The sequence below is a fragment of the Pseudomonas sp. ACN8 genome (genome assembly GCF_002303925.1).
Classification (GTDB): Bacteria; Pseudomonadota; Gammaproteobacteria; order Pseudomonadales; family Pseudomonadaceae; genus Aquipseudomonas.
Genome location: NZ_MRCS01000020.1, coordinates 27,225 through 48,814, shown reverse-complemented (window position 1 = coordinate 48,814; position 21,590 = coordinate 27,225). Strand labels below are relative to the sequence as shown.

21 protein-coding genes are annotated in these 21,590 nt (G+C 59.4%); 3 read left to right on the top strand and 18 right to left on the bottom strand.

Features of this window, described 5'->3' with window-relative positions; all coding sequences use genetic code 11:
- Positions 1–51 precede the first annotated feature (51 nt).
- The 3 genes from BSF44_RS13345 to BSF44_RS13335 all read right to left on the bottom strand — a co-directional run bounded on the left by BSF44_RS13345 (position 52) and on the right by BSF44_RS13335 (position 1,920).
- Entirely contained in the window at positions 52–552 is a 501-nt protein-coding gene (locus BSF44_RS13345) for a CinA family protein (protein WP_095943939.1), read from the bottom strand.
- Between the two features lie 118 nt (positions 553–670).
- Positions 671–1,012, bottom strand: coding sequence for a phage holin family protein (locus BSF44_RS13340; RefSeq protein ID WP_095943896.1), 342 nt, complete (start codon positions 1,010–1,012; stop codon positions 671–673).
- 173 nt (positions 1,013–1,185) lie between these two features.
- On the bottom strand, positions 1,186–1,920 hold the full coding sequence (locus BSF44_RS13335) for an XRE family transcriptional regulator (protein ID WP_095943938.1): 735 nt from the start codon (positions 1,918–1,920) through the stop codon (positions 1,186–1,188).
- A gap of 209 nt (positions 1,921–2,129) precedes the next feature.
- On the opposite strand from BSF44_RS13335, the gene mutS reads away from it, so the two are divergent.
- Complete coding sequence (gene mutS / locus BSF44_RS13330; protein ID WP_095943895.1) at positions 2,130–4,709, top strand: DNA mismatch repair protein MutS; 2,580 nt, start codon at positions 2,130–2,132, stop codon at positions 4,707–4,709.
- A 142-nt stretch (positions 4,710–4,851) separates the two neighbouring features.
- Positions 4,852–5,175 carry a ferredoxin FdxA gene (gene fdxA, locus BSF44_RS13325; RefSeq protein ID WP_095943894.1) on the top strand — a complete coding sequence of 108 codons (324 nt, stop codon included), beginning with the start codon at positions 4,852–4,854 and terminating at the stop codon, positions 5,173–5,175.
- A 472-nt stretch (positions 5,176–5,647) separates the two neighbouring features.
- Here the strand turns inward: fdxA and rpoS are convergent, their stop codons facing one another.
- The 8 genes from rpoS to BSF44_RS13285 all read right to left on the bottom strand — a co-directional run bounded on the left by rpoS (position 5,648) and on the right by BSF44_RS13285 (position 12,783).
- On the bottom strand, positions 5,648–6,655 hold the full coding sequence (gene rpoS, locus BSF44_RS13320; RefSeq protein ID WP_007990225.1) for an RNA polymerase sigma factor RpoS: 1,008 nt from the start codon (positions 6,653–6,655) through the stop codon (positions 5,648–5,650).
- A 105-nt stretch (positions 6,656–6,760) separates the two neighbouring features.
- A complete protein-coding gene (locus tag BSF44_RS13315; RefSeq protein ID WP_095943893.1) occupies positions 6,761–7,618 on the bottom strand; it encodes a peptidoglycan DD-metalloendopeptidase family protein in 858 nt (285 codons plus the stop codon).
- Between the two features lie 212 nt (positions 7,619–7,830).
- Positions 7,831–8,466 (bottom strand): protein-L-isoaspartate(D-aspartate) O-methyltransferase, encoded by a 636-nt coding sequence (locus BSF44_RS13310; protein ID WP_172435346.1) that lies wholly within the window; start codon positions 8,464–8,466, stop codon positions 7,831–7,833.
- A gap of 41 nt (positions 8,467–8,507) precedes the next feature.
- Positions 8,508–9,257: a 5'/3'-nucleotidase SurE gene (surE, locus tag BSF44_RS13305; protein ID WP_095943892.1), complete on the bottom strand. Its 750-nt coding sequence runs from the start codon at positions 9,255–9,257 to the stop codon at positions 8,508–8,510.
- Positions 9,245–10,303 carry a tRNA pseudouridine(13) synthase TruD gene (gene truD, locus BSF44_RS13300; protein WP_095943891.1) on the bottom strand — a complete coding sequence of 353 codons (1,059 nt, stop codon included), beginning with the start codon at positions 10,301–10,303 and terminating at the stop codon, positions 9,245–9,247. The genes surE and truD overlap by 13 nt, the downstream gene beginning before the upstream one ends.
- Positions 10,300–10,773 (bottom strand): 2-C-methyl-D-erythritol 2,4-cyclodiphosphate synthase, encoded by a 474-nt coding sequence (gene ispF, locus BSF44_RS13295; protein ID WP_056720941.1) that lies wholly within the window; start codon positions 10,771–10,773, stop codon positions 10,300–10,302. Before ispF ends, truD begins: the two co-directional genes overlap by 4 nt.
- A 43-nt stretch (positions 10,774–10,816) precedes the next feature.
- A complete protein-coding gene (gene fghA / locus BSF44_RS13290) occupies positions 10,817–11,662 on the bottom strand; it encodes an S-formylglutathione hydrolase (RefSeq protein ID WP_095943890.1) in 846 nt (281 codons plus the stop codon).
- 8 nt (positions 11,663–11,670) lie between these two features.
- The gene (locus tag BSF44_RS13285) at positions 11,671–12,783 is read right to left on the bottom strand and encodes an S-(hydroxymethyl)glutathione dehydrogenase/class III alcohol dehydrogenase (RefSeq protein WP_095943889.1); all 1,113 of its coding nucleotides are present in this window, start codon (positions 12,781–12,783) and stop codon (positions 11,671–11,673) included.
- Positions 12,784–12,890: 107 nt separating this feature from the next.
- Between BSF44_RS13285 and BSF44_RS13280 the strand changes: the two genes are divergently transcribed.
- Positions 12,891–13,787, top strand: coding sequence for a LysR substrate-binding domain-containing protein (locus BSF44_RS13280; RefSeq protein ID WP_095943888.1), 897 nt, complete (start codon positions 12,891–12,893; stop codon positions 13,785–13,787).
- Positions 13,788–13,793: 6 nt separating this feature from the next.
- Here the strand turns inward: BSF44_RS13280 and ispD are convergent, their stop codons facing one another.
- From ispD to BSF44_RS13245, 7 genes are all read right to left on the bottom strand, one after another.
- Positions 13,794–14,501, bottom strand: a complete 708-nt coding sequence (ispD, locus tag BSF44_RS13275; RefSeq protein ID WP_095943887.1) for a 2-C-methyl-D-erythritol 4-phosphate cytidylyltransferase — start codon at positions 14,499–14,501, stop codon at positions 13,794–13,796.
- On the bottom strand, positions 14,498–14,776 hold the full coding sequence (ftsB, locus tag BSF44_RS13270; protein WP_007970710.1) for a cell division protein FtsB: 279 nt from the start codon (positions 14,774–14,776) through the stop codon (positions 14,498–14,500). The genes ispD and ftsB overlap by 4 nt, the downstream gene beginning before the upstream one ends.
- A gap of 170 nt (positions 14,777–14,946) precedes the next feature.
- The gene (gene eno, locus BSF44_RS13265; protein ID WP_056720952.1) at positions 14,947–16,236 is read right to left on the bottom strand and encodes a phosphopyruvate hydratase; all 1,290 of its coding nucleotides are present in this window, start codon (positions 16,234–16,236) and stop codon (positions 14,947–14,949) included.
- Between the two features lie 156 nt (positions 16,237–16,392).
- Entirely contained in the window at positions 16,393–17,238 is an 846-nt protein-coding gene (gene kdsA, locus BSF44_RS13260; RefSeq protein ID WP_056720954.1) for a 3-deoxy-8-phosphooctulonate synthase, read from the bottom strand.
- A gap of 5 nt (positions 17,239–17,243) precedes the next feature.
- Positions 17,244–18,875 carry a CTP synthase gene (locus BSF44_RS13255; protein ID WP_095943886.1) on the bottom strand — a complete coding sequence of 544 codons (1,632 nt, stop codon included), beginning with the start codon at positions 18,873–18,875 and terminating at the stop codon, positions 17,244–17,246.
- Between the two features lie 274 nt (positions 18,876–19,149).
- Positions 19,150–20,478 (bottom strand): tRNA lysidine(34) synthetase TilS, encoded by a 1,329-nt coding sequence (gene tilS / locus BSF44_RS13250; protein WP_095943885.1) that lies wholly within the window; start codon positions 20,476–20,478, stop codon positions 19,150–19,152.
- A 133-nt stretch (positions 20,479–20,611) separates the two neighbouring features.
- Entirely contained in the window at positions 20,612–21,559 is a 948-nt protein-coding gene (locus BSF44_RS13245; protein WP_095943884.1) for an acetyl-CoA carboxylase carboxyltransferase subunit alpha, read from the bottom strand.
- Positions 21,560–21,590 lie beyond the last annotated feature (31 nt).

Sequence of the window (21,590 nt, the reverse complement as noted above, 5' to 3'; positions counted from 1 at the left end):
GCCAACACCTGTATAAGTAGCCAGTATTATTCCACAGCGATTCCGGATCGCCTACCCCTGATTTGAGATTTCTGCCGCGGCATACCGCAGCAGCCCCTCTAGCGCGGCCTTCACCGTTTGTCGGCGGACGTCGTCGCGATTACCCGGGAAGTGCTGCTGCTCACAGAACACTTGGTCTCCAACGCCCCAGGCCAGCCAGACCGTGCCAACCGGCTTGTTCGCCGTTCCACCATCCGGCCCGGCGATACCACTGACCGCCACGGAGAAATACGCGCTGTTTTTCTTCTGTGCCCCCCGGACCATGGCCTCGACCACCTCGCGGCTGACCGCGCCCACGGTGGTGAACAACTCCACCGGGACATCCAGTTGCAGGGTTTTCTGCCGGTTGGAGTAGGTGACATAACCGGCCTCGAACCAGGCCGAACTCCCCGGGATACGGGTGATTGCCTCGGCGATGCCACCGCCGGTGCAGGACTCCGCCGTGGTGACATGGGCATTGAGAACCTGCAGGCGTCTGCCAAGTTCGGCGGCGAGCTGGGTGATTTCGTTCACGGTCATCTCCTGATCGGGCGGGATGAGGTTAAACGTACACGAGCAGACCGCACTTGCAAGCGACAGGAGCGATCAAAATGTAAGGAATCGAAGGCTCTGGAAAGGGACTGTCGGAGAATCAATCGTCCACGTCACCAGACGGAACATGACCGATCCCCATACGCTTGGCCACCCAACGCTCATACAACCCTAAAACGACGTCTGTCCCGGCCATCGCCGCCAAGCAACCACCCGCACAGGCAGCCCAGATGGAAACATTGGCGGCGTGCAGCAGCATGATGACCGAAGCGCCACAGATCATGCTGGAGCCAGACCGCAGGCCCAGGCGCCGGACAAGGGGCCAGCCGCGAACGCCCTCTTTATCGGCACGCCACATTTCACCGGTAACGCCACCGAGTATCGGCAAGCTGATGACCAGCCACAGAGGCATGTCCAGCAACGCATATTGCTCAGCGGTCATTTCATGCCTCCTTGAGTGAACGATCACACCGCGCTCTTGAATGGACAGGCAATCAGATTATGCATTAATGCATATACAGTCAATGCATTAACGCATTGAATAGGTGATCCAATGTTTTCAGCACGCGAAAAAAACCCGCTCCGGAAAGCTGGTTTTATCTGAGCGCAGGGGTGTTAACGGGCGTACATGCCCCACCAAAAGACATGCCCGAGGATAACGATCGGCTCCTCCTGGACTTCCTGAAAGGTGTAATCCTCGTCTGGATGCTCGTCTCGATTGAAGCTACGCAAACGAATCCCGGACGGCAGCCGATACAACTGCTTCACCCGCAACTGGCCGTTGTGATTGATTGCATAAAGGTCGCCGTCAACGATATCGCCAATACCGCATTTGCCGGCATTGACCCCGACCGTGGCGCCGTCGCGCAGCACCGGCAACATACTGTTGCCCCGTACTGTCACGCATTTGGCCTGGTCGAACTGCACACCGTTATGGCGCAGGCTTCGCTTGCCGAAACGCAGGCTAGAGCGCTCGCTTTCTTCGATGACGAATCTTCCTGATCCAGCAGCCAATTCAACCTCGCGAAGAAAGGGGACCGACACCTCGTCGTCATCGACAGGGGTATCGTCATCCCACAGACTTATATCCTTGAGTTCCGAATGCACGGGAGCCCGCCCGGCATTAGCGGCAGACGAGACGTCCGTGCGGCCACGCAACTGGTCGGTGCTCAAGGAAAAATACTCGGCGATCTTCGAAATATGTTTATCCGAAGGATCGACGATCTTCCCGCTGAGAATGCGCGAGAGCGTGGATTGAGGCACGCCGGTTCGACGGTGAAGCTCCGTGGGGGAGATCCCGTGCTGATCGAGCAATGCCCTTAATACGGTAGATACGTTGCGTTTATGCATAACCCACATACTGCTTGCTCTTCTCGAAGAAGACAATGCCGATTTGCATAATCGATGCATAACACGATTTTTGCATCGTAAAAGATGTCACCCGGCCGTGGTGCCTGCGTCGGGCAGACCGCCCATGGTAACCTTGCGCCCATCGCGGAAAAGCCCGGCCATTGCCTCGCTTTTGCCCCACCTCTTTCAATGAGCTTCCTGACAATCCGATGAATAAAGCCGTCTCCGACCTGTCCTCCCACACCCCGATGATGCAGCAGTACTGGCGCCTGAAAAACCAGCACCCGGACCAGCTGATGTTCTACCGCATGGGCGACTTCTACGAAATCTTCTATGAAGACGCGAAGAAGGCCGCCAAGTTGCTGGACATCACCCTGACGGCCCGAGGGCAGTCGGCTGGCCAGGCGATTCCGATGTGCGGGATTCCTTACCACGCCGCCGAGGGTTACCTGGCAAAGCTGGTGAAGCTTGGCGAATCGGTGGTGATCTGCGAGCAGGTCGGCGACCCGGCCACCAGCAAAGGGCCGGTGGAGCGGCAGGTTGTGCGCATCATCACGCCGGGGACGGTGAGTGACGAGGCGCTGCTGGATGAGCGCCGGGACAATCTGATCGCTGCCGTTCTGGGTGATGAACGCCTGTTCGGCCTGGCAGTGCTGGACATCACCAGTGGCAACTTCAGTGTGCTGGAGATCAAGGGTTGGGAAAACCTGCTCGCGGAACTGGAGCGGGTCAACCCGGTGGAACTGCTGATTCCGGATGACTGGCCCAAGGACTTGCCGGCGGAAAAACGCCGTGGCGTGCGTCGTCGTGCGCCGTGGGATTTCGAGCGCGATTCGGCGCTCAAAAGCCTGTGCCAGCAATTCTCGACCCAGGATCTGAAGGGCTTTGGTTGCGAAAACCTGACCCTGGCGATTGGCGCCGCCGGTTGCCTGCTGGCCTACGCCAAGGAAACCCAGCGCACCGCCCTACCCCATTTGCGCAGCCTGCGTCATGAACGCCTGGACGACACCGTGGTGCTCGATGGCGCCAGCCGTCGCAACCTGGAGCTCGACACCAACCTGGCCGGGGGCCGCGACAACACCCTGCAATCGGTGGTGGACCGCTGCCAGACCGCCATGGGCAGCCGCTTGCTGACCCGCTGGCTGAATCGCCCGTTGCGCGATCTGACGGTGCTGTTGGCGCGTCAGACTTCGATCACTTGCCTGCTCGACGGCTACCGATTCGAAAGACTGCAACCGCAGCTCAAGGAAATTGGCGACATCGAGCGGATTCTTGCGCGGATCGGCCTGCGCAATGCCCGCCCCCGCGACCTCGCCCGCCTGCGTGACGCCCTCGGCGCCCTGCCGGAACTGCAAGTGGCAATGACGGAGCTCGAAGCCCCGCACCTCCAGCAACTCGCCACCATCACCAGCACCTACCCGGAACTGGCGGCACTCCTGGAAAAAGCCATCATCGACAACCCGCCCGCCGTCATTCGTGATGGCGGCGTGCTGAAAACCGGCTACGACAGCGAACTGGACGAACTGCAGTCGCTGAGCGAAAACGCCGGGCAATTCCTGATCGACCTCGAGACGCGGGAAAAGGCCCGCACCGGCCTGTCGCACCTGAAGGTCGGTTACAACCGCATTCACGGTTACTTCATCGAGCTGCCAAGCAAGCAGGCGGAATCGGCACCGGCCGACTATATCCGCCGCCAGACCCTCAAAGGCGCCGAGCGTTTCATTACGCCGGAACTCAAGGCATTCGAAGACAAGGCATTGTCAGCCAAGAGCCGCGCCCTGGCCCGCGAGAAGATGCTGTACGAAGCGCTGCTCGAAGACCTGATCAGCCAGCTGCCACCGCTGCAGGACACCGCCGGCGCCCTGGCCGAGCTGGACGTCTTGAGCAACCTGGCCGAACGCGCGCTGAACCTCGACCTGAACTGCCCGCGCTTCGTCAGCGAGCCGTGCATGCGCATCACCCAGGGTCGTCACCCGGTGGTCGAACAAGTGCTGACCACGCCATTCGTGGCCAACGACCTGAGCCTGGACGACAACACCCGCATGCTGGTGATCACCGGTCCGAACATGGGCGGTAAATCCACCTACATGCGTCAGACCGCCTTGATCGTCCTCCTGGCGCACATCGGCAGCTTCGTGCCGGCAGCCAGTTGCGAACTGTCGCTGGTCGACCGCATCTTCACCCGGATCGGCTCCAGCGATGACCTGGCCGGCGGGCGCTCGACCTTCATGGTGGAAATGAGCGAAACCGCGAACATCCTGCACAACGCCACCGAGCGCAGCCTGGTACTGATGGACGAAGTCGGGCGCGGTACCAGCACCTTCGACGGCCTGTCCCTGGCATGGGCGGCGGCAGAACGCCTGGCGCATTTGCGTGCCTACACGCTGTTCGCCACCCACTACTTTGAACTGACCGTCCTGCCGGAAGCCCAGCCGCTGGTGGCCAACGTGCACCTCAATGCTACCGAGCACAACGAGCGCATCGTGTTCCTGCACCATGTGCTGCCCGGGCCGGCCAGCCAGAGTTATGGCCTGGCCGTTGCGCAGCTGGCAGGCGTTCCGAGCGAAGTCATCACCCGTGCTCGCGAGCACTTGAGCCGTCTGGAAGACACCGCCCTGCCCCATGAAACACCGGCACCGGCCAAAGGCAAACCGGCCGCACCACAGCAAAGCGACCTGTTCGCCAGCCTGCCGCATCCGGTGCTGGATGACCTGGCCAAGCTCGACCTGGACAACATGACACCACGTCGTGCGCTCGAAATGCTCTATACACTAAAGACACGGATCTAACGCAGCGGCTTGCAAGCTGTTAGAATCTCGCGCGGTTTGGGATGCTGCTGGCTAATAGCCTGGCCAGCAGACTATCGCTCCCAAACCTGGCGACCCCTACGAGAAGGGGCGCAGCAAGCCGCGCCTGAGGAGAAAATTAGAAATGACCTTCGTCGTCACCGACAACTGCATCAAGTGCAAGTACACCGACTGCGTAGAAGTCTGTCCGGTGGACTGCTTTTACGAAGGCCCGAATTTCCTGGTGATTCACCCGGATGAGTGCATCGATTGCGCGCTGTGCGAACCTGAATGCCCTGCCGTGGCTATCTTCTCCGAAGATGAAGTTCCGGCCGGCATGGAAAACTTCATCGCGCTGAACGCTGAGCTGGCCGATATCTGGCCGAACATCACCGAGAAGAAAGATTCGATGCCCGACGCTGAAGAGTGGGACGGCAAGCCAGGCAAGATCGCAGAACTCGAACGCTGATTACCCCCGCGTTCGCGAAAAAGGCCCCACAAGGGCCTTTTTGCTTTTCTGCAGGCGAAAAAAGGGGCGGTTTGACCCGCCCACATTTTTTCCCTATTCCCTGTGTTCCTTTTCATCGTCCTGATGAATCGCGTCCTGCGATATCCCTATCCCCTCATCCTTGAAGGACGTGTCTGTCCGTCGACACAACCTCAATACTAGAGTGTTCCCCTGCGGGATCAATCGCCCCTTGGCGCTAAACCCAGCTGTCACACGTCATTAATAATAAAAAATAGTTATATAAATCAAAACGATAGAGGCAAGAAGCGTTCAGCATGGACAATTGCCAGGGTGTAAAAATAACGAACACTTACGCAAGTGTAAGCCTGGACTTACAGCACGAAACCAAAATTCCGAGGGGATTCGGTCTGCTGGCCAGGCAATAAAAAACCCCGAGCCAGTCGGGGTTTTTCATGCCATCGCAGTGAGTGCTTTATTGGAACAGCGACTCGCTCGACAGACCATTTTTTTCCAGGATCTCGCGCAGCCGCTTCAAGCCTTCCACCTGAATCTGTCTGACCCGTTCCCGGGTCAGGCCGATTTCCAGGCCTACGTCTTCAAGGGTGCTGCTTTCATGGCCGCGCAGGCCGAAGCGGCGTACAACCACTTCGCGTTGCTTGTCGGTCAGTTCCGAGAGCCATTGATCGATGCTTTGGGACAGGTCATCGTCCTGCAACAGTTCGCATGGATCGGTTGGACGGTCGTCAGTCAGAGTATCGAGCAGGGTTTTATCCGAATCCGGACCCAGCGAGACGTCGACCGACGAAACCCGTTCGTTAAGGCCGAGCATGCGCTTGACCTCTCCCACCGGTTTTTCCAGCAGGTTGGCGATTTCTTCGGGTGAGGGTTCATGGTCGAGTTTTTGCGTCAGCTCCCGCGCGGCCCGCAGGTACACATTCAGCTCCTTGACCACATGGATCGGCAGCCGGATGGTCCGGGTCTGATTCATGATTGCGCGTTCGATGGTCTGGCGAATCCACCAGGTCGCGTAGGTCGAGAAGCGGAAACCGCGCTCCGGATCGAACTTCTCCACCGCCCGGATCAAGCCGAGGTTACCCTCTTCGATCAGGTCCAGCAGCGACAGCCCACGATTGACGTAACGCCGAGCGATTTTCACCACCAGCCGCAGGTTACTTTCAATCATGCGTTTGCGCCCGGCCGGATCGCCACTTTGCGACAGGCGCGCAAAATGAACTTCTTCTTCGGGTGAAAGCAGGGGAGAGAAACCAATTTCATTGAGATACAGCTGCGTGGCATCGAGTGCCCGCGTGTAGTCAATGTACTTGTGCTGTTTCAAGGATGCGGAGTGTTTGGATTTGGCACGAACGGAAGGTGGAGCCGCCCCTTCATCATTCGACATCGAATCCGTATCGATGCTGCTCTCCATCAGGAGAACCTCATCGTCGATGTCAAACTCCGGCACTTCTTTACTGAGAGCCATTGTTATAGTCCTTTGGTGAGTTCGACCTCAAGCTCAAGCGGCGCCTTTATCCCTGGCAACGCTGGAGCCTGTCCCCTCTACGCGACGGAACAGGCTGGTTAGCGATCAACGACGCGGCAGGAATTGCAGCGGATCTACAGGTTTACCCTGGCGGCGAATCTCAAAATGCAGTTTCACCCGGTCTGTACCCGTTGACCCCATTTCGGCAATTGTCTGTCCGACCTTGACCTGCTGCCCCTCCCGAACCAACAGCCTGCGGTTGTGTCCGTAGGCGCTTACGTAGGTTTCACTGTGTTTGATGATTACTAATTCGCCGTAGCCCCTTAAGCCACTCCCGGCGTATACCACCGTCCCATCAGACGCAGCTAAAACAGGCTGTCCCAAATCTCCGGCGATATCAATTCCTTTATTCAAACTACCGTTTGAAGAGAATTTCCCAATCAGAATGCCATTAGATGGCCATCCCCAGCCGGTCGGGGCTGGCCCGGGAGGGGGCAATGGAGCGGGTGCAGACTTGCTCGCGACGGACGGTACAACTGTCGTTGTGCTGGTGGTCGTACCGTTTGCCGAACGACGAATGACCGTGGTTTTACTCGACGACGAAGGCGTTGAACTGGACGAACTGACCACCGCCGTCGACGTTGAATCGGTACGACCATCAAAGCGAATCGTCTGACCCGGACGAATGGTGTAAGGCGCAGGAATGTTGTTGCGTGCCGCCAGGGCCTTGTAGTCCCAGCCGTAACGGAAGGCGATGGAGAACAGGGTGTCCTTGGGTCGAACGACGTATTGCCCGGTGGTCACGGCTGGACGCTGAGCCGCGGCATTGTTGCGGTCCACGACGCGAACATCGCTGGACTTGTTGCTGGAACAACCGACCAGCAAGGTGCTCAAGACAAGGCCAGTCACCAGGCGCTGAAAGCTCGTTTTACTCATACGCTGCGCAATGACTGTGAGACTCACCCGCCGCTCCCTCTGTGGTGGCTGAAAATGTGAAATACCGGAGTCCGGCAATGAACTGTCGCAAGTATAACGGGGTGTGCACGCTTTACCTTTAATGTGGCGAATCGGTGTCGCGCACACGTTTGCTGCCTGACGATGAATCCCGTTCAACCAAACGATGCCGCTGTAAGACAAAGGCAATCGAAGAGAATTCAGCGTCCCGAAACAAATGCTCAGGCCAGTGGCCCATTGAGCAACGGTACGAAGCGCACAGCCCCAAGGACATGCCTGGAAAAACCTTGCTCCTCGCGGATGATCAGCATCAATTGCTGGACTTCGCCGGCCCCGACCGGAATCACCATTCGGCCTCCCGGTGCCAACTGGTCAAGCAGTGCCTGGGGTACGTCGGTCGCCACTGCGGTGACGATAATCCCGTTATACGGCGCCAGTGCCGGCCAGCCTTCCCAGCCATCGCCCCAGCGGAACACCACGTTGCGCAGGTTCAGTTCGACCAGACGCTCCTTTGCCCGATCCTGCAGAACCTTGATGCGTTCGACCGAGAACACACGCTCGACCAGTTGCGACAGCACCGCCGTCTGATAACCCGACCCGGTGCCGATCTCCAGCACCTTGTCGAGGGGACCGGCCTCCAGCAGCAGCTCGCTCATGCGTGCCACCATATAAGGCTGGGAGATGGTCTGGTTGTTACCTATCGGCAGCGCAGTGTCTTCATAGGCACGGTGTGCCAGCGCTTCGTCGACGAACAGGTGGCGCGGGGTCCGGCGAATGACCTCCAGCACCCTGGCGTTGGAGATGCCTTCTTCGTACAGGCGCTGGATCAGCCGCTCCCGGGTTCGCTGGGAGGTCATGCCAATGCCGCGGCGCAGCATATCGTCTTGTTCGCGACCCATCAGCGCAGCCCCTCCAGCCAGCCGTCCAGACTTCTGAAGGCATCATTGAAGGTGCGATCCAGTTGCAGCGGCGTGATCGAAACATAACCCTGCATCACTGCATGGAAATCGGTACCCGGGCCACCGTCTTCGGCATCCCCGGCCGCCGCGATCCAGTAACCGGACTTGCCCCGCGGATCCACCACTTTCATCGGTGCCGCGGCCCGGGCGCGATGGCCCAGGCGGGTCAACTGAATACCGCGGATACGATCCAGCGGCAAATTGGGAATGTTCACGTTCAGTACCGTACGCGGTGGCAGATCCAGGTCAGCATGGGCTTCAACCAGTTTGCGCGCGAAATGGGCAGCTGTGGGAAGGTTATCTATCTGGCGTGAGACCAGCGAAAAGGCAAACGAAGGGTGTTTCAGGAAACGCCCCTCGAGGGCCGCCGCCACCGTACCGGAATACAGGACATCGTCCCCCAGGTTCGCCCCCAGGTTGATCCCGGAAACAACCATGTCCGCTTCGCGCTCCAGCAGGCCATTGAGGCCCAGGTGCACACAATCGGTTGGCGTGCCGTTGAGGCTGATAAAGCCGTTGGCCAGGGTTTGCGGGTGCAGCGGACGGTCGAGCGTCAGCGAACTGCTGGCGCCGCTCTTGTCCTGGTCCGGGGCGATAACCACGCACTCGGTGTAATCCGCCAGCGCAGCATAAAGCGCGGCGAGACCGGGTGCTGTTACCCCATCGTCGTTAGAAATCAGAATACGCATGGGCTGTCCGTCTGTCCCACCGGCACCAGATCAACAAGCTCGCGCACCAATACGGTGGCGAAGCATCCGGCCGGCAGGACGAATTCCAGTTGCAGAATGTCCAGCGAGGGATAATGCCACGTCAACCCGGCAATGGGCAGCCGCAGGATGCGACGTTCGTGGCTCATTCCGGCGTTGATCAACCAATCGCGAAGGTCTGCTTCGCGCGCGGCAATCGCCTGCTCCAGTTCATGGACAGCGCCCGTGGCCGGCGAGTCACCTTCGCCCCACTGCGGACCGGTCGGGTGCAGATCGAGAATCGCCAGGCGCGGGTCGCTGCACTCGGCTTCGCCTGCCGGGAAAAAGCTGCGGCTGTCGGTGAACGCCAGCAGATCGCCCACCTGGGCACGCTGCCAGGTGCCATCGGCGACACGTGCGGCCAATACCTGATTGAACAGAAAACTGCGCGCCGTGGAGAGCAAACGCGAGCGCACGTTTCGCTGCTCCGGCAGCGCCTTGCGCGCGGCCCAGGCACGAGCATCAACGACGTTGCCGCCGTCATGACCGAAACGCTGGGCACCGAAATAATTGGGGACGCCTTGTTTGGCGATCAGTTGCAGACGCTCTTCAAGCGCAGCCTTGTCGCCGGCGAATTGCGTCAGGCGCAACGTAAAACCGTTGGCCGAGTGGGCACCGCGTTGCAGTTTGCGCTTGTGGCGGGCGGTCTTGAGGATCTTCAGCGTATCGTTTTGCGCAGCCGACAGATCAGGGTCTGCCTTGCCCGGCAATTGCACGCTGAACCATTGGCGAGTCAACGCCTGACGGTCCTTGAGCCCGGCATAACTGACGGTGCGCAATGGCACGCCGGCAGCCTTGGCAATCCGTCGCGCCGCTTCTTCAGTATTCAGGCCGCGCTTTTCCACCCAGATCCACAGGTGCTCGCCTTCGCCGCTGAGGGGAATGTCGAGGACTTCGTCGACCTGGAAATCTTCCGCGATCGCTTTCAGGACCGCCGTGCCGAGGGCTTCACCGTAAGCCCGCGGGCCGAGCAATTGCGCCTCGTTCATGCGCGCAGCAACAAGGCAACGGAGTGCACGGCAATGCCTTCTTCGCGACCGACAAAGCCGAGCTTTTCGGTGGTGGTAGCTTTCACGTTCACTTGATCCAACTCTACTTGAAGATCCGCGGCAATCAGCGCGCGCATCGATTCGATATGCGGGGCCATTTTCGGCGCCTGGGCGACGATGGTGTTATCGACGTTGCCGACTTTCCAGCCTTTGGCATGGACCAGTGCGACGACGTGACGCAACAGCGCACGGCTGTCGGCGCCCTTGAATTTCGGGTCGGTGTCCGGGAAATGCTTGCCGATGTCTCCCAGCGCCGCGGCGCCGAGCAAGGCATCGCTCAAGGCGTGCAAGAGGACGTCACCGTCAGAGTGAGCGAGCAACCCGAAGCTGTGCGCAATGCGCACGCCGCCCAGAGTGATGAAATCGCCTTCAGCGAAACGGTGCACATCATAGCCGTGGCCAATACGCATAAAAAAACGCCCCGATTTTTGTCAGGGCGTGATTCTACCTGCATTAGCCAACCAGAGCATGCGCGTGATGCCGCAAGTGCTCATCGATGAAACTGGCTATGAAGAAATAGCTGTGGTCGTAGCCCGGTTGCAGGCGCAACGTCAGCGGATGACCGGCCAGTTTGGCCGCCTGCTGCAAGGCTTCGGGCTTGAGCTGGTTGGCGAGGAAATCGTCGCGATCACCCTGGTCGACCAGCAGCGGCAGCTTTTCATCGGCCTCGGCAATCAACGCGCAGGCATCCCATTCGCGCCATTTCGAACGGTCCTCTCCCAGATAGCGGGAGAAGGCTTTCTGCCCCCACGGGCAATCCATCGGATTGTTGATCGGCGAGAACGCCGACACCGACAGATAACACCCCGGATTGCGCAAGGCGCAGACCAGCGCACCGTGGCCACCCATGGAATGGCCACTGATGCCGCGCTTGTCCGACGCAGGGAAATGGGCTTCGACCAACGCCGGTAATTCCTGCACGACATAGTCATGCATCCGATAGTGCCGCGACCAAGGCTCCTGGGTGGCATTCAGGTAAAACCCGGCACCGAGGCCGAAGTCCCAGGCGCCATCTGGATCGCCCGGCACTTCAGGGCCGCGAGGGCTGGTGTCCGGGGCGACGATGATCAGCCCCAGTTCGGCGGCCATGCGCATGGCGCCGGCCTTTTGCATGAAATTCTCATCGGTGCAGGTCAGGCCGGACAACCAGTACAACACCGGCAGCTTGCCGCCCTGCTCCGCCTGCGGCGGCAGGTACACGGCGAACACCATGTCGCAGCCAAGCACTTCCGAGCGATGGCGATAGCGTTTGTGCCAGCCGCCGAAGCTTTTCTGGCAGGAGATGTTTTCCAGGCTCATGGCGGACCTCAGAAATGGATGACGGAACGGATGCTTTTTCCTTCATGCATCAGGTCAAACGCCTTGTTGATATCTTCCAGGCCCATTGTGTGGGTGATGAAGGTATCCAGCGGAATCTCACCGGTCTCGGCCATTTCCACATAGCTTGGCAACTCGGTACGGCCGCGCACGCCGCCGAACGCCGAACCCCGCCAGACGCGGCCGGTGACCAACTGGAACGGACGGGTCGAGATTTCCTGGCCGGCACCGGCAACGCCGATGATGACCGACTCGCCCCAGCCCTTGTGGCAGCACTCCAGCGCCGCACGCATCAGTTGCACATTGCCGATGCACTCGAAGGAAAAATCTACGCCGCCATCGGTCATGTCGACGATGACTTCCTGGATCGGGCGATCGAAGTCTTTCGGGTTCACGCAGTCGGTTGCACCCAACTGTTTGGCGATTTCAAATTTCGCCGGGTTGATGTCGATCGCGATGATGCGGGCAGCCTTGGCTTTGACAGCCCCGATGACAGCCGACAGACCGATGCCGCCGAGGCCGAAAATGGCCACGGTGTCACCCGGCTTCACCTTGGCGGTGTTGAGTACCGCGCCGATGCCGGTGGTGACACCGCAGCCCAGCAGGCAGACCTTTTCCAGTGGCGCTTCCTTGGCGATCTTCGCCACGGAAATCTCCGGAAGCACGGTGTACTCGGAGAAGGTGGAAGTACCCATGTAGTGGAAAATCGTTTCGCCCTTGTAGGAAAAACGCGAAGTACCGTCGGGCATCAAGCCTTTGCCCTGGGTCGCGCGAATCGCCTGGCAGAGGTTGGTTTTACCCGACAGGCAGAATTTGCACTGACGGCATTCCGGGGTGTACAGCGGGATCACATGATCGCCGACTGCAACGGAGGTCACGCCCTCGCCAATCGCTTCCACGATCGCACCGCCTTCGTGGCCGAGGATCGACGGGAAGATGCCTTCCGGATCTGCGCCGGACAGTGTGTAGGCATCGGTATGACAAACACCGGAGGCCACCACGCGCAGCAAGACTTCGCCGGCCTTGGGCATGGCGACATCGACTTCAACGATTTCGAGGGGCTTCCTGGCCTCGAAGGCAACGGCGGCGCGCGACTTGATCATGGTGACTCTCCGGTGAATTTAAACGAGACAGGGAGTGTAATACATGGCTCAACGATGAATAATCGATACAAATGCAAAATATTATTGCCGCACAGGGATAATCATCAATGTCCGAAAATCGCTGGGAAGGAATCGACGAGTTTGTCGCCGTCGCCGAATGCAGCCAATTCACCGCTGCTGCGGAGCGCCTGGGGGTTTCTTCCTCCCACATCAGTCGACAAATCGTACGCCTCGAAGAACGCCTGCAAACCCGCCTGCTCTACCGCAGTACTCGCCGGGTCGCGCTGACCGAAGCCGGGCAAACCTTCCTGCAACATTGTCAGCGTTTGCAGGATGGTCGCGAAGAAGCGTTGCGCGCAGTCGGTGACTTGACCAGCGAACCCAAGGGCATGCTGCGCATGACCTGTGCCGTGGCTTACGGTGAGCGCTTCATCGTGCCGCTGGTGACCCGCTTCATGGGGCTGTATCCGCAACTGCGTATCGACATCGAACTTAGCAATCGCCAGCTTGACCTCGTGCACGAAGGCCTGGATCTGGCGATTCGCCTCGGGCGCTTGCAGGACTCACGGCTGGTCGCCACCCGCCTCGCGCCGCGACGCATGTTTCTCTGTGCATCGCCCTCCTACCTTGAACGCTACGGTCGCCCGCACAGCCTGTCGGAGCTGAACCGCCACAACTGCCTCATCGGCAGTTCGGACCTCTGGCAACTGGAACAGAACGGACGGGAATTTTCGCAAAGGGTTCAGGGAAACTGGCGCTGCAACAGTGGGCAAGCGGTATTGGACGCTGCACTGCAAGGCGTCGGGCTGTGTCAGTTGCCGGACTATTACGTGCTGGAACACTTGAAAAGCGGTGCGTTGATTTCGTTGCTGGAGGCGCATCAACCGCCGAACACAGCGGTTTGGGCGCTGTATCCGCAACAGCGGCATTTGTCGCCGAAGGTGCGCAAGTTGGTGGATTTTTTAAAGGAGGGGTTGGCTCAAAGGCCGGAGTACAGGATTTAAGATCTTTTAGCGACGATTGGCCCAACGCTGCCTCAACCATTCAAGGTCTTCAGGACGCGTAACCTTGAGGTTGTCGGACCGCCCTTCGATCAGCCGTGGTGACGAACCGGCCCACTCCATGGCCGAAGCTTCGTCGGTAATAACGGCATCGGCCACCAGGCTGTCAGCCAGTGCCCGATGCAACGCCCCAAGGCGAAACATCTGCGGCGTGTAGGCCTGCCAGATCACACTGCGATCCACGGTTTCGACCACACGACCGTGCTTGTCGACCCGCTTGAGCGTATCCCGCGCCGGAACCGCCAACAGCCCGCCAACAGGATCGTCAGCCAGTTCAGCCAGCAGCTTGTCCAGATCGTCACGACTGAGGTTCGGCCGTGCGGCATCGTGAACCAGTACCCAATCCTCATCGTCGGCACCCTGCGCATGCAAGTGCAGCAAGGCATTGAGCACCGACCCGGAACGTTCGGCACCGCCCTCGACCCGCGCAATACGCGGATCACTGGCACACGCCAGGTTCGGCCAATAAGGATCGTCAACAGCAACGCTGACCACCAGGCCTTTGAGGCATGGATGATCAAGGAAACAGCCAAGGCTGTGTTCGAGAATAGTGCGCCCGCCCAATTGCAAGTATTGCTTGGGACGGTCCGCGGCCATACGGGCACCGACGCCCGCGGCAGGAATCACGGCCCAGAAGGCCGGTAACGAATTAATCATTGGGCCAACTGGTAAAGGGTTTCACCGTCCTTGACCATGCCCAACTCATGACGAGCCCGCTCTTCAACGGTCTCCATGCCTTTTTTCAACTCACTGACTTCGGCGTCCATCACCCGGTTGCGTTCCAGCAATGCCTGGTTCTCAGCCTGCTGATCGGCAATCTGCTGAGTCAACTCGGCCACTTGCGCCAGACTGCCGTTTCCCACCCACAGGCGGTACTGCAAGCCAGCCAGCAGCAAAAGCAGGATGAGGAACAACCAATTGGGACTGCGCATCGAATATCAGGTATCCAGTGAAAAAAGACAGCCATGCCAAAACGTGAAGCTTCTGATAGCACGAAGCCTGGAAGAACCAGGCTTGTGCATATAAGGCATCAGATTAGTGGCAAAAACGTCGCTGTAGCGATTTTTTCGACACAATCCGGTGTCTTTTTATCGATTTCCGCTTAACCGCGGAACTCGCTACGACCGTTGTACTTGGCTTTGCCGTTCAACTGCTCTTCGATACGCAGCAGTTGGTTGTACTTGGAAACGCGGTCGGAACGGCACAGGGAGCCGGTCTTGATCTGGCCAGCCGAAGTGCCCACGGCCAGGTCGGCAATGGTCGAATCTTCGGTTTCGCCGGAGCGGTGCGAGATCACGGCAGTGTAACCGGCAGCCTTGGCCATCTGGATGGCTTCCAGGGTTTCGGTCAGGGTGCCGATCTGGTTGAACTTGATCAGGATCGAGTTGGCGATCTTCTTGTCGATGCCTTCTTTCAGGATCTTGGTGTTGGTCACGAACAGGTCGTCGCCCACCAGCTGGGTCTTCTCGCCGATCTTGTCGGTGAGGATCTTCCAGCCAGCCCAGTCGGACTCGTCCAGGCCATCTTCGATGGAGATGATCGGGTAACGCTCGGTCAGACCTTTCAGGTAATCAGCGAAACCTTCAGCGGTGAACACCTGGCCTTCGCCGGACAGGTTGTACTTGCCGTCTTCGTAGAATTCACTGGCCGCGCAGTCCAGGGCCAGGGTCACGTCGGTGCCCAGCTTGTAACCGGCGTTGGCCACGGCTTCGGAGATCACTTTCAAAGCGTCTTCGTTGGAAGCCAGGTTCGGCGCGAAACCACCTTCGTCACCGACGGCAGTGCTCAGGCCACGGGCCTTCAGCACAGCTTTGAGGTGGTGGAAAATCTCGGTGCCCATGCGCAGGCCTTCCGAGAAAGACTTGGCGCCAACCGGCTGAACCATGAATTCCTGGATGTCGACGTTGTTGTCGGCGTGTTCGCCACCGTTGATGATGTTCATCATCGGAACCGGCATCGAGTAGACACCCGGAGTGCCGTTCAGGTTGGCGATGTGAGCGTACAGCGGCAGGTCCTGGTCCTGTGCTGCTGCCTTGGCCGCGGCCAGGGAAACGGCGAGGATCGCGTTGGCGCCCAGGGAACCTTTGTTTTCAGTACCGTCGAGCTTGATCATTGCCAGATCAAGCGCTTTCTGGTCGCTTGGGTCCATGCCTTTCAACAGGTCGCGGATTGGACCGTTGATGTTGGCTACGGCCTTCAGAACGCCCTTGCCCAGGTAACGGCTCTTGTCGCCATCACGCAGCTCGAGCGCTTCACGCGAGCCAGTGGAAGCACCGGACGGCGCGCAGGCACTGCCGATGATGCCGTTGTCGAGAAGCACGTCCGCTTCCACGGTGGGATTGCCACGGGAGTCGAGAACTTCACGACCTTTGATGTCGACGATTTTAGCCATTGTTGTAAACACTCCAAAGTTGACGAAAACGACGCAGCTGTAGGAAATCTATGATCGTCGGCAAGTGAGGTGCAGCGGGCAGTCTTGCAGACGACAAGGCTCAGGCCCGAGGGCCTGAGCGTTAAATCGTGCGGTACTTTACCGGAGAATTGAGGATTACGCGGTTTCTACCGTCGGAAAACTCTTCACCAGTTCGTCCAAAGCCTTGAGCTGGGCCAGGAATGGCTCCAGTTTGTCCAGGCGCAAGGCGCAAGGACCGTCGCATTTGGCGTTGTCCGGATCCGGGTGGGCTTCCAGGAACAGGCCGGCCAGCGACTGGCTCATGCCGGCCTTCGCCAGATCGAGGACCTGGGCGCGACGACCGCCGGCGGAATCGGAGCGACCACCCGGCATTTGCAGCGCGTGGGTCACGTCGAAGAACACCGGGTATTCGAACTGCTTCATGATGCCGAAGCCGAGCATGTCGACGACCAGGTTGTTGTAGCCGAAGCTCGAACCACGCTCGCAGAGGATCAACTGATCGTTACCCGCTTCCACGCACTTGTTCAGGATGTGCTTCATTTCCTGAGGGGCGAGGAACTGGGCTTTCTTGATGTTGATCACGGCGCCGGTCTTTGCCATTGCGACCACGAGGTCGGTCTGGCGCGACAGGAAGGCCGGCAACTGGATGATGTCGCAGACTTCAGCGACGACCGCGGCCTGATCAGGTTCGTGGACGTCGGTGATGATCGGCACGCCGAAGGCTTGCTTGATGTCCTGGAAGATGCGCATGCCCTCTTCCAGGCCAGGACCACGATAGGAGGTCACAGAAGACCGGTTGGCCTTGTCGAAACTGGCCTTGAACACATAAGGGATACCGAGCTTTTCGGTGACCTTCACATACTCTTCGCAAACCTGCATGGCCATGTCACGGCTTTCCAGCACGTTCATGCCGCCGAACAGCACCATGGGCTTGTCGTTGGCAATCTCGATGTCGCCGACGCGGATGATCTTCTGTGCCATCGGGGTTACGCCTTCTTCTGGTGTTGAGTCAACGCTGCCTTGACGAAACCGCTGAACAGAGGGTGACCGTCGCGTGGCGTCGAGGTGAACTCAGGGTGGAACTGGCAAGCGACGAACCATGGGTGATCCGGCGCTTCAACCACTTCAACCAGTGCGCCATCACCGGAACGACCGGAGATTTTCAAACCGGCTTCCATGATTTGCGGCAGCAGGTTGTTGTTCACTTCATAGCGATGACGATGACGCTCGACAATCACGTCCTTGCCGTAGCAACCGTGGACCAGGGAGCCTGGCTCCAGCAGGCAATCCTGCGCGCCCAGGCGCATGGTGCCGCCCAGGTCGGAGGTTTCGGTACGGGTTTCGACGGCGCCGGTGGCATCTTCCCACTCGGTGATCAGGCCCACGACCGGGTGACCGCTTGCACGATCGAACTCGGTGGAGTTGGCGTCTTTCCAGCCCATCACGTTACGTGCGAACTCGATGACGGCCACTTGCATGCCCAGGCAGATACCCAGGTACGGAACCTTGTTTTCGCGAGCGTATTGAACCGCGGTGATCTTGCCTTCAACGCCACGCAAACCGAAGCCGCCAGGCACAAGGATGGCGTCGACGCCTTCGAGCAGCGCAGTGCCCTGGTTCTCGATGTCTTCGGAATCGATGTAGCGCAGGTTGACCTTGGTACGGTTGCTGATGCCGGCGTGACTCATCGCTTCGATCAGCGACTTGTAGGCGTCCAGCAGCTCCATGTACTTGCCGACCATGGCGATGGTGACTTCGTGCTCAGGGTTGAGCTTGGCGTCGACCACGGCTTCCCACTCGGACAGATCGGCACCGCCGCATTGCAGGCCGAAACGCTCGACGACGAAATCGTCCAGGCCCTGGGAGTGCAGGATGCCCGGGATCTTGTAGATGGTATCGGCGTCTTCCAGGCCGATCACCGCACGCTCTTCAACGTTGGTGAACTGCGCGATCTTGCGACGCGAGGAAATATCGATCGGGTGGTCGGAGCGGCAGACCAGCACGTCCGGTTGCAGGCCGATGGAACGCAGTTCCTTCACCGAGTGCTGGGTTGGCTTGGTCTTGGTTTCGCCGGCAGTGGCGATGTACGGCACCAGTGTCAGGTGCATCAGCATCGCACGCTTGGCGCCGACTTCGAAACGCAACTGGCGGATGGCTTCGAGGAACGGTTGCGATTCGATGTCACCCACGGTGCCACCGATCTCGACCATTGCCACGTCGGCATCGCCTGCACCCTTGATGATGCGGCGCTTGATTTCGTCGGTGATGTGCGGGATCACCTGGATGGTTGCGCCCAGGTAGTCACCACGGCGCTCCTTGCGCAGGACATGCTCGTAAACACGGCCGGTGGTGAAGTTGTTGTTCTGGGTCATGGTCGTGCGGATGAACCGCTCGTAGTGACCCAGGTCCAGGTCGGTCTCGGCGCCGTCGTGGGTGACGAACACTTCACCGTGCTGGAACGGGCTCATGGTGCCCGGGTCGACGTTGATGTACGGGTCCAGCTTCAGCATGGTGACCTTAAGTCCCCGCGCCTCCAGGATGGCCGCCAATGATGCCGATGCAATGCCTTTCCCCAATGAAGAAACAACACCGCCCGTGACGAATATGTAGCGCGTCATGAAAAACCCTAGAAGTCTGCGTTAAAGCGGTCCGAGCCGCCGGGGAAAGCGAAGGAAGGCCGAAGCCCCCGATCACCTGCATTAATCACAGTGCACCTTTCAAAAAAACCGCCGCGTTGGGACAGACCGGAAGATGAAACACCGGTTCGTTGCTCGCTACACATTTTTTGGAATCGCCCAGCAAAGACTGCTTGGTAATCGGCAACTCCTGCAATTCAGGCGAATCCACAGAAGTTGTATCAAGAAGGGAGCGTAGTCTACCGGAAAGCCCCTTTCAGCTCAAACCTTGATCTTCGTTCAGTGGCTGCCAATGCAAATGCCAGTCGCCGAGCGCACTACCATCGAGCCCCTTGAGGTTCGCTACCGCCAGCAGTTGCCCGTCTTTGTAGAGCAGCGGCAATCTGCCGCGTACGAAGGACGGTACAGCGCTTTCATTGAGCAAACGTTTCAGGTCCCGATGGCCCCGGCCTGGCAAGGCCATGATCTCTCCCCCTTCACGATAGCGGATATGCAGCGGGCCATCGGGGATTTGACCGGTGAGCGAAAGCACGCCGTTGCCCGCAATAGCCAGCGCAGAAGCCGGATCCAGCCACACCCCGGCGCCGGGCAAAGGCCGCAGCCAGTGGCCGGACAGCCACCAGATCCGCCCCCCCGCCCGATGCAGTTCGCCATCGGCCAGCCGCCACACCGGGCAGGCATCACCGGTGGCGTCGCGCAAATCCTTCCAACCCGACCAATGGTCAGTGTCCGGCAAACGGGTCAGCGGTTCGAGCCAATGACTCAAGGCATTGCGCTGCCGGGCATCAGACAGTTGCGCAAGAGGCGCCAGTTCAAGAGATCGCAATCCCAGCCAGGCGAATTCGCCGGCAGAGCTGGCCTCACGCAAATCCATGTCCGCCAGCTCTTCGAGCAACCCCTGCGCTTCAGTCAAATGCGCCGCGCTGCGGGCCATGGTCGCCACCGCTTGTGGCCAGCGCTGGATCAGCACGGGCAAGACTTGATGCCTGAGGTAATTGCGCGAGTACTGCCGGTCCTGGTTCGAGGGATCTTCTATCCAGCTCAAGCCATGCGCACTGGCATAAGCCTCCAGTTCAGCCCGCGTGACATCAAGCAATGGCCGCAGTAAGTGCCCCTTGCCCAACGGGCGCTGACGCGGCATGGCAGACAATCCGCGCACGCCCGCGCCGCGCAACAAGCGAAACAGCAGGGTTTCCGCCTGATCGTCGCGGTGCTGGGCCGTCAGCAGCACTTCGTTGGCCTGAACGGTTTGAGTGAAGGCCTGATAACGCGCATCCCGGGCTGCACGTTCAAGGCTGGCACCCGGCTGCACCTGCACGCGAACCACTTGCAGTTGCACGCCCAGCGCAGCGCACACGGCACGACAACGTTCCGGCCACGCATCGGCCACGGCTTGAAGGCCGTGATGGACATGGATGGCGCTCAGGGCGGGGAGGGATTCGGTTTTTGCGAGGTGTGCAAGAAGGTGCAGCAGGACGGTGGAGTCCAGGCCGCCGGAGAAGGCGATGTGCCAATGGGCCGCATTGCGCCACGAGGCAAGATTCAACAAGAGTCTGGCGGGCAGATCAATATTGGACCGACTCATATCCATCACCTTGCACAAATCAAATGTGGGAGCGAGCCTGCTCGCGAAGACGGTGCAACATTCAACACATTCGTTGGTTGTCATACCGCTTTCGCGAGCAGGCTCGCTCCCACATGGGCACTGCGTGTTCGACTTAGAGACCGTAGCTCATCAGTCGATCGTAGCGGCGCTTGAGCAGCGCATCGTTGTCGAACTTCTTCAGCATCGACAGTTGCGAGCTCAGCTCGGCGCGGATCGATGCGGCGGCGGCGGCCGGGTCACGGTGCGCGCCACCCAGTGGCTCGCCAATCACCTTGTCCACGATGCCCAGGCCTTTAAGGCGCTCGGCGGTGATGCCCATCGCTTCTGCGGCATCCGGTGCTTTCTCGGCGGTTTTCCACAGAATCGAAGCGCAACCTTCCGGCGAGATCACCGCGTAGGTCGAGTATTGCAGCATGTTCAACTGGTCGCAGACACCGATCGCCAGTGCACCACCGGAACCACCCTCACCGATCACGGTGGCGATGATTGGGGTTTTCAGGCGAGCCATGACACGCAGGTTCCAGGCAATCGCCTCGCTCTGGTTGCGCTCTTCAGCGTCGATGCCAGGGTAAGCGCCCGGGGTGTCGATGAAGGTCAGGATCGGCATTTTGAAACGCTCGGCCATTTCCATCAAGCGGCAAGCCTTGCGGTAGCCTTCCGGACGCGGCATGCCGAAGTTGCGGCGAACCTTCTCGCGCACTTCACGGCCTTTCTGGTGACCGATGATCATCACCGGCTTGTCGTCCAGACGGGCAATACCGCCAACGATCGCGGCGTCGTCCGAGAAGTGACGGTCACCGTGCAGTTCGTCGAACTCGGTGAAGATGTGTTCGATGTAGTCCAGGGTATACGGACGTTTCGGGTGACGCGCCAGACGTGCGATCTGCCAGCTGGTCAGCTTGCCGAAGATGTCTTCGGTCAGCGTTTTGCTCTTGTCCTGCAGGCGGGAGATCTCATCGCCGATATTCAGCGAATTGTCATTACCGACCAAGCGCAACTCTTCGATCTTGGCTTGCAGGTCGGCGATCGGCTGTTCGAAATCTAGAAAATTCGGGTTCATAGGCGTCCGTCTTGGGTCGAGTCCCAAGGGT